The organism is Halovibrio variabilis, from assembly GCF_007991175.1.
In the GTDB taxonomy this organism is placed as follows: Bacteria; Pseudomonadota; Gammaproteobacteria; order Pseudomonadales; family Halomonadaceae; genus Vreelandella; species Vreelandella variabilis.
In genome coordinates, this window is the sequence record NZ_BJXV01000006.1 from 59,946 (window position 1) to 75,711 (window position 15,766).

The 15,766-nt window shown below is 55.5% G+C and carries 18 protein-coding genes and 1 other RNA gene; 5 read left to right on the forward strand and 14 right to left on the reverse strand.

What is annotated here, in order from left to right:
• Window position 1 precedes the first annotated feature (1 nt).
• From HVA01_RS06005 to rsmI, 5 genes are all read right to left on the reverse strand, one after another.
• Window positions 2-1,708 carry a peptidoglycan D,D-transpeptidase FtsI family protein gene (locus HVA01_RS06005; protein ID WP_146873917.1) on the reverse strand — a complete coding sequence of 569 codons (1,707 nt, stop codon included), beginning with the start codon at window positions 1,706-1,708 and terminating at the stop codon, window positions 2-4.
• Complete coding sequence (gene ftsL, locus HVA01_RS06010) at window positions 1,705-2,040, reverse strand: cell division protein FtsL (RefSeq protein ID WP_146873919.1); 336 nt, start codon at window positions 2,038-2,040, stop codon at window positions 1,705-1,707. The genes HVA01_RS06005 and ftsL overlap by 4 nt, the downstream gene beginning before the upstream one ends.
• Before the next feature lie 8 nt (window positions 2,041-2,048).
• The gene (gene rsmH / locus HVA01_RS06015) at window positions 2,049-3,005 is read right to left on the reverse strand and encodes a 16S rRNA (cytosine(1402)-N(4))-methyltransferase RsmH (RefSeq protein ID WP_146873921.1); all 957 of its coding nucleotides are present in this window, start codon (window positions 3,003-3,005) and stop codon (window positions 2,049-2,051) included.
• A gap of 82 nt (window positions 3,006-3,087) precedes the next feature.
• An RNA gene (rnpB, locus tag HVA01_RS06020) (RNase P RNA component class A) lies at window positions 3,088-3,458 on the reverse strand.
• Window positions 3,459-3,490: 32 nt separating this feature from the next.
• Window positions 3,491-4,348, reverse strand: a complete 858-nt coding sequence (gene rsmI, locus HVA01_RS06025) for a 16S rRNA (cytidine(1402)-2'-O)-methyltransferase (RefSeq protein ID WP_146873923.1) — start codon at window positions 4,346-4,348, stop codon at window positions 3,491-3,493.
• A gap of 168 nt (window positions 4,349-4,516) precedes the next feature.
• On the opposite strand from rsmI, the gene HVA01_RS06030 reads away from it, so the two are divergent.
• Genes HVA01_RS06030 through HVA01_RS06045 form a run of 4 tightly spaced genes read left to right on the forward strand, consistent with a single transcriptional unit; the run spans window position 4,517 to window position 7,653 of the window.
• Window positions 4,517-6,037, forward strand: coding sequence for a penicillin-binding protein activator (locus HVA01_RS06030; RefSeq protein WP_146873926.1), 1,521 nt, complete (start codon window positions 4,517-4,519; stop codon window positions 6,035-6,037).
• On the forward strand, window positions 6,027-6,398 hold the full coding sequence (locus HVA01_RS06035) for a YraN family protein (protein WP_146873928.1): 372 nt from the start codon (window positions 6,027-6,029) through the stop codon (window positions 6,396-6,398). The genes HVA01_RS06030 and HVA01_RS06035 overlap by 11 nt, the downstream gene beginning before the upstream one ends.
• Before the next feature lie 37 nt (window positions 6,399-6,435).
• Complete coding sequence (locus HVA01_RS06040; RefSeq protein WP_146873930.1) at window positions 6,436-7,026, forward strand: phosphoheptose isomerase; 591 nt, start codon at window positions 6,436-6,438, stop codon at window positions 7,024-7,026.
• A gap of 54 nt (window positions 7,027-7,080) precedes the next feature.
• A complete protein-coding gene (locus HVA01_RS06045; RefSeq protein ID WP_146873932.1) occupies window positions 7,081-7,653 on the forward strand; it encodes a BON domain-containing protein in 573 nt (190 codons plus the stop codon).
• Between the two features lie 58 nt (window positions 7,654-7,711).
• On the opposite strand, the gene HVA01_RS06050 is transcribed toward HVA01_RS06045, so the two are convergent.
• The 8 genes from HVA01_RS06050 to zapE form a co-directional block, all read right to left on the reverse strand.
• On the reverse strand, window positions 7,712-8,254 hold the full coding sequence (locus HVA01_RS06050) for a ClpXP protease specificity-enhancing factor (protein ID WP_146873934.1): 543 nt from the start codon (window positions 8,252-8,254) through the stop codon (window positions 7,712-7,714).
• 67 nt (window positions 8,255-8,321) lie between these two features.
• Entirely contained in the window at window positions 8,322-8,948 is a 627-nt protein-coding gene (sspA, locus tag HVA01_RS06055; RefSeq protein WP_146873936.1) for a stringent starvation protein SspA, read from the reverse strand.
• 150 nt (window positions 8,949-9,098) lie between these two features.
• Window positions 9,099-9,866, reverse strand: coding sequence for a cytochrome c1 (locus HVA01_RS06060; protein WP_146873938.1), 768 nt, complete (start codon window positions 9,864-9,866; stop codon window positions 9,099-9,101).
• Window positions 9,866-11,125 (reverse strand): cytochrome b, encoded by a 1,260-nt coding sequence (locus HVA01_RS06065; RefSeq protein ID WP_146873939.1) that lies wholly within the window; start codon window positions 11,123-11,125, stop codon window positions 9,866-9,868. Before HVA01_RS06065 ends, HVA01_RS06060 begins: the two co-directional genes overlap by 1 nt.
• Entirely contained in the window at window positions 11,125-11,724 is a 600-nt protein-coding gene (gene petA / locus HVA01_RS06070; RefSeq protein WP_146873941.1) for a ubiquinol-cytochrome c reductase iron-sulfur subunit, read from the reverse strand. The genes HVA01_RS06065 and petA overlap by 1 nt, the downstream gene beginning before the upstream one ends.
• A gap of 209 nt (window positions 11,725-11,933) precedes the next feature.
• Complete coding sequence (gene rpsI, locus HVA01_RS06075) at window positions 11,934-12,323, reverse strand: 30S ribosomal protein S9 (RefSeq protein WP_146873943.1); 390 nt, start codon at window positions 12,321-12,323, stop codon at window positions 11,934-11,936.
• 13 nt (window positions 12,324-12,336) lie between these two features.
• Window positions 12,337-12,765, reverse strand: a complete 429-nt coding sequence (gene rplM, locus HVA01_RS06080) for a 50S ribosomal protein L13 (protein ID WP_146873944.1) — start codon at window positions 12,763-12,765, stop codon at window positions 12,337-12,339.
• A gap of 209 nt (window positions 12,766-12,974) precedes the next feature.
• On the reverse strand, window positions 12,975-14,159 hold the full coding sequence (gene zapE / locus HVA01_RS06085) for a cell division protein ZapE (protein ID WP_146873946.1): 1,185 nt from the start codon (window positions 14,157-14,159) through the stop codon (window positions 12,975-12,977).
• A gap of 209 nt (window positions 14,160-14,368) precedes the next feature.
• Here zapE and HVA01_RS06090 point away from each other — a divergent pair, with 209 nt between their 5' ends.
• Window positions 14,369-14,821, forward strand: coding sequence for a Z-ring associated ZapG family protein (locus tag HVA01_RS06090; RefSeq protein ID WP_146873949.1), 453 nt, complete (start codon window positions 14,369-14,371; stop codon window positions 14,819-14,821).
• Between the two features lie 62 nt (window positions 14,822-14,883).
• On the opposite strand, the gene HVA01_RS06095 is transcribed toward HVA01_RS06090, so the two are convergent.
• Window positions 14,884-15,645: a Nif3-like dinuclear metal center hexameric protein gene (locus HVA01_RS06095; protein WP_146873951.1), complete on the reverse strand. Its 762-nt coding sequence runs from the start codon at window positions 15,643-15,645 to the stop codon at window positions 14,884-14,886.
• Window positions 15,646-15,766 lie beyond the last annotated feature (121 nt).

Here is a 15,766-nt window from a genome sequence, read left to right on the forward strand (position 1 = left end):
ACTATTCCACTTCGTGATCAGGCGGCACATCCAATAAGCGTAAGGCATTGCCCGTCACACTGGAAAATACCGGTGCGGCGACAGCGCCACCGTAAAATTCACCCGCTTTGGGGTGGTCGACCATCACCACGGTGACAATACGCGGGTCAGATATCGGCGCAATCCCGGCAAAAACGCTGCGATAAGCATCGGTGGTATAGCCTTGCTGGCCTATTTTACGCACCGTGCCTGTTTTACCGCCAACGCGATAGCCTTCTACCCGTGCTCGCCGACCGCCGGTATAAGCCGCGACCGAGGTTTCGAGAATATTCAGTAGGTCATTGGCAACCGTTGGCTCGATCGCAAGAATACCCTGAGGGGGCTCAGAAAGACGCAGTAGCGAGGGTGGCAATCGCACGCCATCATTGGCTAACGCCGTGTAGGCACTCGCCAACTGAACCGCCGACGCAGAAAGACCGTAACCATAGGCAAGGGTCGCTCGCTCGCTGCGTGACCAGCGCACAGGGGCAGGCAGGCTACCCGTTGATTCACCAGGAAAACCGGTACCCGGAGCCTGCCCCAGCCCTAATTGATTATATTTTTCCCAAATCGCCGTATCGCTCAGGCGCAGCGCCAAGCGCGACATGCCCACATTTGAAGAATGTTCAAGAATGCCGGCCAGATCCAGCTCACCGTAATTCCGGAAATCGCGAATGGTAAACTGGTCCAGGCGCATCCAGCCGGGGGACGTATCGACCATTGCGTCGCGATCCACCACGCCGCTTTCCAGCACGGCAGCCATGGCCAAGGGCTTCATGACCGAGCCTGGCTCAAAGACATCGACCAGCGCCTGGTTACGCAACCCACGCGGGTCAAGTCCCGCCCGGTTATTGGGGTTATAGGAAGGCAAGTTGGCCATGGCCAGCACCTCCCCTGTCCGCGCATCCATCATTACCAACACGCCGCCATCGGCATCGTTTTCGACCACGGCATTGCGCAACTCACGGTACGCCATGTATTGAATACGCTGATCGATGGCAAGCGTCAGCTCTCCCCCGGGCTGGGCTTCGTTAATCACGCCCAGCTCACGGACTAGCCGCCCACGACGATCTTTAATCACCCGCCGCTGGCCAGGGTGGCCGGCTAAATAAGGCTGATAGGCGAGTTCCAAGCCCTCTTGACCAACATCATCAACGTTGGTCACCCCGAGCAGCTGGGCGGCGACTTCGCCGGCAGGATAATAGCGTTTGTATTCGCGCTGCGGGTAAACACCGGGGGTGCGTAAATTAAGAATCTGCTGGGCTGCCGCGGGGGTCATTTGACGGCGCAAGTACATAAACTCATGCTCGCTAAAGCGCGCCACCCGCGCCTCAAAGTCATCCAATGTCATCCCCAGCGCCTGGGCTAGCACTATGCGCTGAATAGCATCGTCGGGTAACTCCTGCGGATTGGCCCAGATGGTCACTACCGGCGTGGAAATTGCCAGCGGCTCGCCATTACGGTCAGTAATCATACCGCGGTGGGCAGGGATTGTTTCGTGGCGGAGAGTCCGCGCGTCACCCTGGCTCTGCAGAAAGGGGCGATCGATGACCTGCAAAAGCGTAATACGGCCGATTAGGATGGCAGTCGCCAGCCCAATCGCCAATAAAATAAACATAAACCGGCCGCTACCCAAAGGCGGCGCGATCGGAGCCTGACGAGAGGTACTGCCTCGGCGCTCACGCCTCATGGCCGAATCACCTCAACGTCGTTGACATCGGGGATTCGCATACCCAGGCGTTCAGTGGCAATTTGCTCAATACGGGCAGGCGTTGACCAGGCGCCCTCTTCTAGCAGTAATTGCCCCCATTCGGTTTGCAGTTGGTTTTCTTCTTGTTCCAGCTGTTGCAGCTGCGCAAAGTGGACCCGCGTCATATGGGTAGTGATAACCACGCCCAGCCCTGAAGCCATACAGAGTAAAAACAGCAGACCAATGATTACCGGCCAGGCACGCAGACGCAGTTTAAAAGGCCATTCGGTGCGTAGCGTGGTTGCCCACTGCTCAATCCGATCCATGCTCATGATGACATTTACTTCCGTTTGCGTGCAGCCCGCATGACGGCACTGCGAGCACGAGGATTGGCATCCACTTCAACATCACTCGGCCGCACGCCTTTGCCCAGCGCTTCTAGCCGCCGATTCAATTGATCGTCGCGAATAGGCACCCCGCGCGGCAGATGGGTATCACCGCGGACATGGTAACGGATAAAGCGCTTCACGCGACGGTCTTCGAGCGAATGGAAACTGATCACCACGAGATGCCCGCCGGGGGCGAGTGCCTCCAAGGCAGCATCCAGCGCACTGTCTAACTGCTCAAGCTCGGCATTAACAAAAATACGCAGCCCTTGGAACGCCTTGGTGGCCGGGTGACGACCCTTTTCCCACGCTGGGTGGGCTACCTTGAGCACTTCAGCCAGGTCCACCGTATGGGTGAACGGCTTTTCGACCCGGCGAGTCACCACGGCGCGGGCGAGACGCTTGGCGTAGCGCTCTTCACCGTAGGTTTTAAACACGTAGGCAATGTCTGACTCGCTGGCCCGCGCCAGGAAGTCAGCAACGCTCTGGCCTTGGGTTGGGTCCATGCGCATGTCCAGCGGGCCATCGCGCATAAAGCTGAAGCCGCGCTCGGGATCATCAAGCTGGGGGGAAGAAACGCCAACATCAAGCAGCACACCGGAAAGCTGACCGAACACGCCTTGCTCACGGGCAAACTCGCCAAGTTGCGCAAACTCACGCTGGGCAATCTGGAAGCGCGAATCGTCTATCGCAGCGGCCGCCTCAATCGCCTGAGGGTCGCGATCCATGGCGAGCAGCTGGCCTTGGGCATCCAAACGATCAAGAATTAGCCGTGAGTGCCCGCCTCTGCCGAAGGTTCCGTCTAGATAAATGCCTTGAGCATCGTGAACCAAGGCATCGACAGCCCCTTCCAGGAGTACGCTGGTATGGCGAAAGCGGGAAGCAACCTGTTCAGCGTCAGCAGACGGCATGTTTTTCTCACACAAGAATATAAAAGACGATATCGTTAAAAATAACGCTAGAAAGGGCGTGCATGCACGCCCTGAAAGGAAAATGGGGAGTCGGCCGATAAGCCGGGTTCTGTCGTGGACAGCCATTCCTCTAGGCGCTGCGTTACCACAGCGCTCAAGCAACCTACCCGGACCCAGCGCGGGCCACGCCATTGGGTCCCTATTTGGTCTTGCTCCGAGTGGGGTTTACCTTGCCACGCACTGTTGCCAGGCGCGCGGTGCGCTCTTACCGCACCCTTTCACCCTTACCGGCCCCAGAGGTTTATTTCAGGGGCTTAGGCGGTCTACTCTCTGCTGCACTTTCCGTCGGCTCACGCCGCCCAGGCGTTACCTGGCACTCTGCCCTATGGAGCCCGGACTTTCCTCCCCCAACACCTTTTAACGGGTGTTAGCGGCGACTGTCTGGCCAACTCCGGCGGCAAGCATACCAGCGCCCTCGATTTGCCTCAATGGTCACCTTTGATTGCTTGCAAACGAGCGTACCAAGTCTGCTTGCGACCGCCGAGCATTCGCGCGGCAATCGCAGCGCCCTGTTTAACGCCAACCCCCTCGGCCAACAGTGTTTCTAGCAAGGCATCTGCTGATATAGCCTGATGCTCGCTCTGCTCGACCGGTGGCGCGCCAGCGACGATCACCACAAATTCGCCGCGGGCTTGATTCGGATCAGCCGTCAACTGCGCCAATAACGATGCAGGCGTGCCGTGCAAAAACGTTTCGAAGGTTTTGGTTAGCTCTCGGGCCAATACCACATCGCGATCCGCCATTTGCTCTTGCAACGCTTCAAGCGTGTGCACGATACGGTGGGGGGACTCATAAAACACCAGCGTCTCTTCGCGGGCTTTCCAACCGTCTAACGCTTGGCGGCGCGCGCCGGGTTTAGCGGGTAGAAAACCGGCAAATACAAAGCGGTCTGTCGGCAAGCCCGCGCCCGATAAAGCGGTAATCAACGCACAGGGGCCTGGAATAGGCACAATATGGCGATTGCGTGCGCGCAGCTCGCGCACCAATACAAAGCCAGGGTCGCTAATTAACGGCGTTCCGGCATCGCTGATCAGGGCAATATCTTCACCGGCGGCGAGATAACTATCGAGCGTATCCACACGGCGTGCTTCATTATGCTCGTGCAGTGAGAGCATGGGCTTGTTGAGCCCCAAGTGCGCTAACAAGCGTCCGCTATGGCGGGTATCTTCAGCCGCAATCCGCGTTACTTGCCCTAACACCCGAGCGGCACGCGCGGTTAAGTCGTCCAAATTCCCAATTGGCGTGGCAACCACGTACAATGTGCCCGGATTATGATCTGTCATTATTGACTCTCAATTCGTTGATGACTTTCAGTTCGTTAATGACTTTCAATTCGTTAATGACTCTCGATTCGTTGGTGGCTTGCTCGGCCGGTGCGCTATGCTTGTGCCGTGGCACCGTCAATCGCTGGCAAACAGCGACAGCGCAAATGGAAACCTAAGGAAGGATACATGAAACAGTCATTACGTGGCTTACTCGCCGCTGCCCTCATGGCATTTCTCGTTGCTGGCTGTGCGATGCAGTCGCCTAGCGTGGTGGATCGTGTGCCCGATGAAGACCCTGGCCAGCTACTCAGCCAGGCGGAGCAGCAAGCGCCGGAGCAAGCCGCCAGAACGCGCCTGGAAGCTGCCAATATCCTTGCCCGCCAGGGGCAGCGCGATAACGCGTTCGACACCGCCAGTGGCATTGATGAAAGCCTGCTATCAGAGCCTGACCGTGTGCGCTGGGCCTTGCTGTTTTCCGAACTTGCGCGCGCCTTAGACGAGCCGCGCGCCGTACTGCGGGCGACACAGGTGCTCGATGACGAACTGCCGATGCAAGCCAATCAGCAAGAGAGGCTTGCCGAGCGTCAGCGCTGGGCCCGCGACGCACTGGATCAGCCCAGCGCGGTCAGCATCGCGCTGCCCGAGCTTGAAGGGCAAGATATTCGCCGTATCGTGGTTGCGTTGCCCGAATCAGGACCGCTTAGCAGCGTTGCCAATACGATTGCCACGGCCATGCGTCAGCACCATGAGGTTACCGGCGACAATGTCGAGCTCAGCTTTCTAGACGCCTCACGCTACTCAACGGACGAGCTGTATGATCGCGCACAGCAAATGAACGCGCAGCTAATTATCGGCCCGTTAGCCAAAGACCAAGTCACCCAGCTGGAACAGCGCGCCAGCGTGCCGCTTCCCACGCTAGCGCTTAACTATGGTAGCGGTGACAGCAATCAGGCCCAGCGGCTGTTCCAGTACGGCCTGTCGGCGGAAGACGAGGCCCGCCAAGCCGCTCAGCGCGCCTGGCAGGATGGTCAACGCCAAATGTCCGTGATGGTGCCCGATAATGACTGGGGCCGCCGGGTAGGCGAAGCCTTTTGGAATGAGTGGCAACGCCAAGGCGGTGAGATTACCAATGCCGTGCGCTACAACCCTGAAAGCTCGGTTGCCAATGCCGTTCAAACCGCCCTCAACGTTAGCGGTGACCGCGCCCGGCTGGGCAATATAGACGCGCTGTTTCTGCTCGCCCTGCCTGAGTACGCGCGTCAGGTGCCGCCTACCATGGACTACTACTACGCACCTGATCTCCCCATTTATGCCACCTCACATTTACACGAAGGGCGCCTGCAAACTCGCCTTGACCAAGATCTGAACGACGTGATGTTTATGGATATTCCCTGGCAAATCCCCGACGCGGCCGTGGGTGGCGAAGAAGCACTGCCCTTCGCAGCGACCTACCAGCGTTTACGCGACGAATCCGACGCCTCCATGTTCCGCCTAATGGCAATGGGCGTGGATGCTTACGAACTGGCCATCCGCCTCTCCAACCTCGACGAACTGAACGGTCTGAATGGTAGCACCGGCACCCTCTCTCTCAACGGTGACGGGCGCATTTACCGCGAACTGCCCTGGGCAAAATTTCAAAACGGCGTCCCTGCGCCTATTTTAATACCCCTCCCCGCGGATACGGCCCAGGAAAGCAGTGACGAATAACGCCCGTACCGCTAGGGCTCGCGGTGCTGCCATTGAGCAAGTCGCCGCTGAATGGCTATGTCAGCGGGGCCTCACCCTCATTGCGCAGAACCATCACGTCAAGGGCGGTGAGCTTGACTTGGTGATGCGCGATGACGATATTCTTGTGTTTGTTGAGGTCAAACATCGTACCACTGCGCGTTACGGACACCCGCTGGAAACCATCACCTATCAAAAGCAACAACGCCTGGTGCGGGCGGCCAGCTTATATCTTGCCCGCGGAGGGCTTTCATCACCCTGCCGCTTTGATATCCTGGCGATTATTGGCAAGCCGCCTGATCTCGACTTTCACTGGGTAAAAGCCGCTTTTGACGCCTTTTGAGACTATTTAAACCCTCCATTTTAATCAGGAAGCCCTGATGGACTTTCAAGCTCGTATACTCGATCACTTTAACGCCAGCATCGACACCAAAACCTATGCCAGCGAAGTATTGCCCCCCTTTATCGAGGTGGCCAGCCAAATGATGGTGCAGTGCCTGGTCAGCGAAGGTAAAATTCTTGCCTGCGGTAACGGCGGTAGCGCTGGTGATAGCCAGCACTTCTCCTCTGAGCTACTTAATCGATTTGAACGTGAACGCCCCAGCCTACCCGCGCTGGCGCTCACTACCGATACCTCTACGCTCACCTCAATCGCTAACGACTACAGCTATAATGAGGTGTTTTCAAAGCAGATCCGTGCCCTCGGTCAGCCCGGCGATGTGCTATTGGCCATTTCTACCAGCGGCAATTCAGGCAATATTGTGCAAGCGATCCAGGCCGCCCACGACCGAGACATGACCGTGGTAGCACTTACCGGCCGCGACGGTGGCGATATGGCGTCGCTGTTAGGCCAGGATGACTGTGAAATTCGCGTTCCCGCCACTTCGACGGCGCGCATCCAAGAGGTCCACCTGCTGGTGATCCACTGCTTGTGCGACCTTATTGATGAACAGCTGTTTGGCAGTGCTTAAGCGCCTATCGGCCCTGTTCAACTGCGTCACCACTTACATTAAGGAGTCATACCGATGACCCAACGCCTCTCCTCTCGTGGCCTAATCGCCGTCGCGCTTTGTGCGGCCCTCTTTATCAGCGGCTGTGCCAACAACTCAGCGTCCAACCCGTCCAACTACGCCCAGCGTAGCGAAGACGTTGAGGCCATTGATGCAACCATTGAGCGCGAGGTGGAAAGCGCACTGAAACGTGCCGACGCGCGGCTAGGCGATGCCCGCATCCGCGCTCATAGCTTCGATGGCGTTGTGCTACTGGTGGGCCAGGTGCCCAGCGAGGAACTGCGCGACATGGCCGGCAACGTCACCAGCAACTTGCGCGGCGTTGACCGGGTTCATAATGAACTGACCATCGCCGCCCGCCTGCCCGCTACTCAGCGCCTCGCCGATACGTGGTTAACCACCAATGTGATCAGCCAGTTAGCTACGAATGACCGCATCGACTCCTCCAAAATAAAAGTCACCACTGAAAATGCCAGCGTTTATCTAATGGGCCGCGTTAGCCGTGAAGAGGCGGACCGTATCGTCAATGCAGCCTCTGCTGTAGGCGGCGTACAGCGCATTGTTAAGGTGTTTGAGTACCTCGACTGAATTAAAAAAGCCTCGCTCTTATCAGAGCGAGGCTTTTTATTGTGCCGCATCAGGCGTTTTACTTGACCACCCGCAGCGTCGGCTTTTTCTTCGACTTGGGGTCTTTGTCGGCTTCCGCTGAGGACGTCTTCGAATGATCACCATCCTTTGCTGTGATTGACAGCTCTGGCTTGGCTGAAGGCTCTTTCTTGCCCTTGGCTGAAGGCTCTTTCTTGGCTAAAGGCGCCGACTTACCAGAAGCATTATCTTCGTCCTCAATATCACCCGAGGACTCAGCTCCATCCTCAAGTTCAGGCTCATGGCCAAAGACCATGCCCGCGCCGTTTTCTCGAGCGTAGATAGCAATTAACGCCGGCGTGGGAATCATTACCTGCATGGGTTGCCCGCCAAAGCGCGCATTAAAGCCTATCGCCTGGTTCTCCATGAACAGATCGCGCACGGCCGTTGGTGCCACGTTCAAAACAATCTGACCATTTTGAACGAACTGGCGGGGCACCTCGACGCCAGGCAAGGTGGCATCGACCACTACATAAGGGGTTAACTCATTGTCCAACAACCACTCATACAGTGCTCGGGCGAGATAGGGGCGACTCGATTTCATCTGGACTCCCTCCTCCTAACAAGTAAGGCTCCCCCACCTTTATCACAGGCAAAGGAGCCAAATGAATTCAAGCGCGCATCTCTTTTTCACGCTCACTTAAAGATGCCTTAAACGCTTCACGCTCAAATACCCGTGACATGTAGGCCAACAGCGGCTTAACCTGTTTTTCAGGCAACTCGATGTTGAGTTCCGGCAAACGCCACAGTACGGGCGCTAAACAGCAATCCACCAGGGTAAACTCTTCGCTCATGAAATAAGGCATATCTTCGAAAATCGGCGAGATACCAATCAAGCTTTCACGCAGCTCTTTACGCGCCTTATCCGCCTCTTTCTTACCGCCGCTGCGAATCTGATCAACCATCGGGCACCACTCGCGCTCAATACGGTGCATCCACAGCCGACTCTGCGCGCGGGCTACGGGATAAACAGGCAACAACGGGGGATGCGGGAAACGCTCATCCAAGTACTCCATCATGACCTTGGATTCATACAGCACCAAATCTCGATCTAACAGCGTCGGTACGCTGTTGTACGGGTTGAGGTCTGCCAACTCTTCCGGCGGTTTTTCGTCGAGCACATCGACAATATCGACGGCAACCCCCTTCTCGGCCAGCACAATGCGCACACGATGACTGAAATGATCATCACCACCTGAGTAAAAGATCATCGACGACCGCTTGGCCACAACACCCATGAAAGCATCCTCGCATCAAAACAATCTTGGATAATAACATGCCAGCCCGCCCTTAGGGGAAGCTAGCTTGCTTTGCTTATATTGCCTTACCAACAAACAAAAGGCGCACGGCTTACGCCGTGCGCCCTCTTGATCATCAGCCACTGCTAATTAGTGCACATCTCGCCAGTATTCACGTTTAAGGAAGTACGCGACCACCCCGAAAATAAAGATAAAGATCAGCACTTTAGGCGCTAATGCTTGCGCCTGCAGCTTAGAAGGCTCACCCACATAAGCCAGGAAGTTGGTCAGGTCATACACCGCTTCCTCAAACTCATCAGGCTCGAGCGCCCCCGGCTCGGTGACTTGCAGCACCTCGCACGACTGATATTTACCCGACAGAGGATCAGGCTCCTGGCCCTCGACCGGATGATCGGTTTCCGCGCAAACCATTTCCTGAACGCCTTGCAAAGGCTCCAGCACGTTAGGCATCGCCACCAACTCATACACCGTGTTGTTGACGCCTGTCGGACGGCTAGGGTCTTTATAGAAACCGAGCAAATAAGAGTAAATCCAATCGGTTCCACGCAGACGCGCCTCTAGCGTTAAATCCGGCGGCGCCGCGCCAAACCAGCTTTCTGCATCGCCGCTGTCCATGGCGATATGCATCTGATCGTTGTAGCCTAATGCCGGTGAGAAAATTAGATTTTCTTCCACCAGATCCTGAGGCATTGCCAGATCTTCAGCCGCACGGGCAAAACGCTGGTGCTCAAGCGAGTGGCAGCCCATGCAGTAGTTCACATACAGTTTCATACCGTTCTGTAAGGAAGCCTTATCGTGCAGATCAGGGTCCATCGAGTGAGACACGCTGGCGCCCCCTGCAGCCATCGCGGTTACTGGCACTATCGCGAAAAGTAGTGCTAATAGATGCTTTTTCATTAGCCAGTCACCCTTTCCGGAAGAGGTTTAGTCTTCTCTAGCCTGGTGTAGAAAGGCATCAAGACGAAGTAGGCGAAGTAGACGACGGTGCACACCTGCGCAAGAAGGGTTCGCCCTTCAGTCGATGGCAACACACCCAAGATGCCCAGAATCACGAAGCTGATGGCAAACAGCAGCAGCATGGTTTTAGAGATCCAGCCTTTATAGCGCATGGAGCGTACCGGGCTGCGATCAAGCCACGGCAGAACGAACAGCACCGCGATAGCGCCGCCCATAAATATGACCCCCAAGAACTTGGCGTCTAAGCCAAACACCGAGAAAGTAATCGCACGCAAAATGGCGTAGAACGGCGTAAAGTACCAGACAGGCGCAATGTGATCCGGCGTTTTCAGCGGGTTAGCCGGCTCAAAGTTGGGCTTCTCAATGAAGTAGCCGCCCCCTTCCGGGAAATAGAACACCACCACGCAGAATACAAACAGGAAGATCGCAATGCCCACTAGGTCTTTAACCGTGTAGTAGGGGTGAAACGCAATACCATCCAGCGGTTTACCGGTTTCATCCTTTTTCTGCTTGATATCGATACCGTCTGGGTTATTAGAACCCACTTCGTGAAGGGCAATAATGTGCAGCACCACAAGCGCTAGAATCACGATTGGTAACGCCACCACGTGCAGCGCAAAGAAACGGTTAAGGGTAATGCCGGTAATCAGGAAGTCACCACGCACCCACTGCGCCAAATCGGGGCCAATAGCCGGAATAGCGGAGAACAGTGAGATAATGACCTGAGCGCCCCAGTAGGACATCTGCCCCCATGGCAGCAGGTAGCCCATAAAGGCTTCCGCCATGAGTGCCAGATAAATGGTCATACCAAATATCCACACCAGTTCGCGAGGCGCCTTGTAAGAGCCATATAATAGCCCGCGGAACATATGCATATAAATGACGACAAAGAAGGCAGACGCGCCTGTCGTGTGCATATAGCGAATCAGCCAACCCCACTCGACATCACGCATGATGTACTCAATGGAGTCAAAAGCACCTTCTGCGGAAGGGTTATAGCTCATGGTAAGCCATACGCCCGTCAGTATCTGATTGACGAGCGCCAGCATCGCTAGCACGCCAAACAGATAGAAGAAGTTAAAATTCTTCGGTGCGTAGTACTTTGTCAGATGATCTTGCATCATCTGAGTAGCAGGAAAGCGGTCGTCTACCCAGCGCATGATGCCGCTTTCTGCTTTGGCTTTATTGGGATTGGCCATCAGGCAGTCTCCTCATCTTCGCCCACCACGATGATGTCATCGTTTTCAAAGCGATAGGGTGGCACCTCAAGGTTGGTCGGCGCGGGGACGTTACTAAACACGCGACCCGCCAGATCAAAGCGCGACCCATGACAAGGACAGAAGAAACCACCCGGCCAGTTATCAACGCCCACACCTTCTGCATCAGGCTCTGGCCGGAAAAGCGGCGAACAGCCCAGGTGGGTACAGATACCAATTAACACGCCGATTTCTGGTCTAATGGAGCGCAATTCACTGGTCACGTACACTGGCTGCTGCGGCACCTCTGAATCAGGATCCGCCAAGCTATCGGCATTCAGAGCTTCAGTGCGCTCAATCATCTCCGGTGTGCGGTTGATGATCCATATAGGACGACCACGCCATTCCACAGTCATGCGCTGCCCTGGTTCAAGCCTGGATATATCCGCCTGAACGGGAGCACCCGCCGCTCTTGCCCTGGCACTAGGCTGCCAAGAAGCCACAAAGGGGACCGCAACCCCGACAGCGCCCACCGCACCCACAACAGAGGTGGCGCCTACAAGGAAACGGCGTCGGCCTTTGTTTATGCCGTTATCTGCCATTTAAGGTTTCTCCCATCAGCTTACCCGTTCCGCCACAAAAGGTGTCTGCGGCGACGAATATTAATTACGCTCTATGGTAAAAAAACTAAGCGCTGTGCACAAGAACAACCGCCCGTGACCATAGTGGTAACAGCAATATAGTTTTTTGATATTCCAATAAAAAACGCCCAGGTCGGAGACCTGGACGTTTTGTCGCATAGCGTAAAGGCTTAACGCTTGGAGAACTGCGGACGACGACGCGCTTTGCGTAGACCGACTTTCTTACGCTCAACTTGACGTGCGTCACGCGTGACGTAGCCAGCGGCACGTAGCGAAGGACGCAGGTCTTCGTTGTAGTTCATCAGGGCGCGGGTAATGCCGTGGCGAATGGCGCCAGCTTGAGACGAACCACCGCCACCAGCGACGGTGACGAAGATGTCGAATTGATTCAATGTTTCAGTCAATTCAAGCGGCTGACGAACAACCATGCGACCGGTAACACGACCAAAATAGAGATCGAGGTCTTGGTTGTTGACGCTAATTTTGCCAGAGCCCGGCTTCATAAACACGCGAGCGGTGGAAGTCTTGCGGCGCCCGGTACCGTAATACTGCTGTGTCATGGCGAAGATTTCCTCAGAGGTTCAGTTCAAGCGGCTGTTGGGCAGCATGCGGATGCTCGGCACCGGCGTACACTTTTAGTTTTGTGTACATGGCACGGCCCAAAGGACCTTTCGGCAACATGCCTTTAACGGCAGACTCAATGATGCGCTCGGGCGCATGATCAAGCATTTTGTCGAATGTCATGGAGCGCAGACCGCCCGGGTAACCCGTGTGGCGATAGTAGGTTTTAGCCTTCGCCTTATTACCGGTTACGTGGACTTTCTCTGCGTTGATAACGACGATGTAGTCGCCGGTATCAACGTGAGGGGTAAATTCGGGTTTATGCTTACCGCGTAGGCGGCGAGCAATCTCGGTTGCCAGACGACCGAGCGTTTTGTCCTTGGCGTCGACTACATACCAGTCGCGCTGGACGGACTGCGGCTTAGCACTGAACGTCTTCATGGATGAAATCACCAGATTAAATGTATGGGGTGACTTACACCGTTGCACGGCGAAGCACCATCCCTATTCTTTTTGGTTGCAAGCATGGCAAGCATGGCAAGCATGGCAAGCATGGCAAGCAACATGTAGCGAGCGCATTCTACAGCAAGGAATATGACAAGTTAAGCCGTATCACGACTTTTTTATCGCGGGCTTGCCGACGGTTCAGGCTAGGGCTTATGCGCCATGGCGAGATACTCTTTAGACTGCATTTCTTGCAGGCGTGAAAGCGTGCGCTGGAATTCAAACGTTAGCTTGCCATCGCTATAAAGCTCTTCTATCGGCGCTTCCGCCGACATCAGCAACTTTACACCACGGTCATAAAATTCATCGACCATGTTAATGAAGCGGCGCGCCTGATCATCGTTTTGGGCATCCATCCGCACGACGTTAGATACCAGCACCGTGTGGAACTCCCGAGCCAGCTCAATATAATCATTCTGACTGCGCGGCCCGTCGCACAGCTCGAGAAACTCAAACCACGCCACGTCGTCATGCAGACGGCGCATTGTTAACACGCGGTGATTCACCTCTAGCGACGCCTCTGCTTCGCCTTCGTGCCCGGCTATTTCCCGAAAGCTACGCGCCAATTCACGCTCAGCCGCCTCATCCAGCGGCGAATGGAAGATGGCAGTACGCTCTAGCGCACGCAATCGGTAATCAACCCCAGAGTCAACGTTGACCACCTCGCAGTGGCTGTTAACAAGCGCGATAGCGGGCAGGAAACGCGCCCGCTGCAGGCCGTTTTTATACAACTCATCGGGTACGATATTGGAGGTCGCCACTAACACGACCCCGCGCTCGAACAGCGCTTCCAGCAAGTTGGCTAGAATCATCGCATCGGTAATATCTTTGACAAAGAATTCATCAAAGCAGATAACCCGTGCTTCCGCCGCAAATTTACCGGCGATCAGCGTTAACGGATTTTTTTCGCCTTTATAATGGGTCAGCTCGTTATGCACACGCTGCATAAAACGATGAAAGTGGGTACGCATTTTATCGGCAAAGGGCAACGCCTCGTAAAAGGTATCCACCAAGTAGGTCTTGCCACGCCCTACCCCACCCCAAAAATACAGCCCCTTCACTTGGGGCAAAACGGGGGCATCAGCCGATGAGGACCTCTTGCCCATAAAACCCGCCATTTTGGCTTTTAGCCCTCTATTAGCGACCAGGGCTTTAGGCACGGTGGTGGGCGCGGCGACCAGCTCATCGTAAAGCCGCTGAAGGTGCTTAACTGCGGCTTCCTGCGCCGCATCGTATTGAAAATCATCACGCTCCAAATCCGCTCGATAGCGCTCTATCGGCGTTTTAGGACGCGCTTTTGACATCGGTTTACCCGCAGGTGTTAATGACATGCAATCGCCTCCCAAACCATGAAACGCAGCCACCAGCATGACCGCTGGCACCCCTAAGAAGACTGCGATTATACCCACTGAGACGCCATCGCGCATGAGCGGATTGACCCAACCGCCTGACTGACGCCTATAATAGCAGCCTGTTTGATCGTTAAGCTGATGGCTAATGCAGCCGACAGTTATAGTTACAAAGCGCCAGGGAGAACACTGTGGACGCAAGCTCACCATTAACATTTGCTGTGATCGGTCTTATCGTCGGCTTTATCGCTGGCATGGGTTGCTATCGCTTATTCAGCAAAAGCCAGCGCGAGAGAGCTGCCTTGCGGCAACAGCTACTCGAACACGAACACCAAATCGCTGAACTGAAGAGCAGCGTGGGCAGTCACTTGACAGGGATATACACACGCCTCAGCAACATACGTGATGAAGCCAACCAGCTAGAGCGACAGCTCAAAGCGGACGCCGAAGAGTGGAATATTCGCGACGCCGCCATTCAACCCGGCCTTGATCTAACCGACATAGACGCAGGCGAAGAGTCGACCGAGGAAAGCGCCGCCCCGGCAACTCCCCGCGACTACGCCGACGGCAAAAACGGCACGCTATCGGAAGACTTTGGCTTGAAGGGCAAAGAAGCAGCGACGCCTCAGCCCCCGCGTTATTAATCAACCCAAGAGGTTACCGAGCCCCCTTGAACGTCATCGACGCTTAGGGGGCAAGCCCTTCATTAGGCGGGATTATCGATATCCACAAAGCGGTGCTCGACACCGTACCCATCGCTTAGCCATTCGCCCAGGGCCTGAACACCGTAGCGCTCAGTCGCATGGTGGCCCGCTGCGATGTAGTGAATGCCCATTTCACGCGCAAGATGCGTAGTTCGCTCGGATATTTCACCCGACACAAAGGCCTGCGCCCCGGCCTCAAACGCGGCCGTTATCATGTCCTGTGCACCGCCGGTGCACCAGGCAATACGCTCTATATTGCCCACTTGTGGGGCCTCAATCACCAACGGTTCACGCTGCAGTGTATACGCAACATGCGCGGCCAAGGTTTGCACAGTCTGAGGCTGCGCTAGGCGTCCAGACCATAACAACCCGTCGCCAAGCTCCCCATCAAGACAGCCCTCAACCTTCCAGCCAAGACGCCTAGCCAATTCGGCGTTATTACCCATCTCTGCATGAGCATCCAGGGGCAGGTGATACGCCAATAAACTGATATCATGATCAAGCAGCGTTTTAATCCGCTTTTGCTTCATGCCGGTAATCGCCACGGGCTCGTTTTTCCAAAAATAGCCGTGATGCACCAACAGCATATCCGCCTGCCAGGCGACCGCTTCATCCAGCAACGCCTGACAGGCCGTCACGCCGGTCATAATTCGCCTAACTTGGTCGCCACCCTCTACTTGCAATCCGTTAATCGTAAAGTCTTTAAACTGTGAGGCGCGCAACTGATGATCACAGGCTGCCACTAATTGGTCGCGATGAATCATAAAGACTCCGTTAATGATTAAAATGCACCCGTGAGGAACTTGCTAATAAAGTGTTACCATCACTTTATTATAAAGACTCGCTTCTTCGCATCGCCAATAGCGAGACCGACCCCGTTAAGGA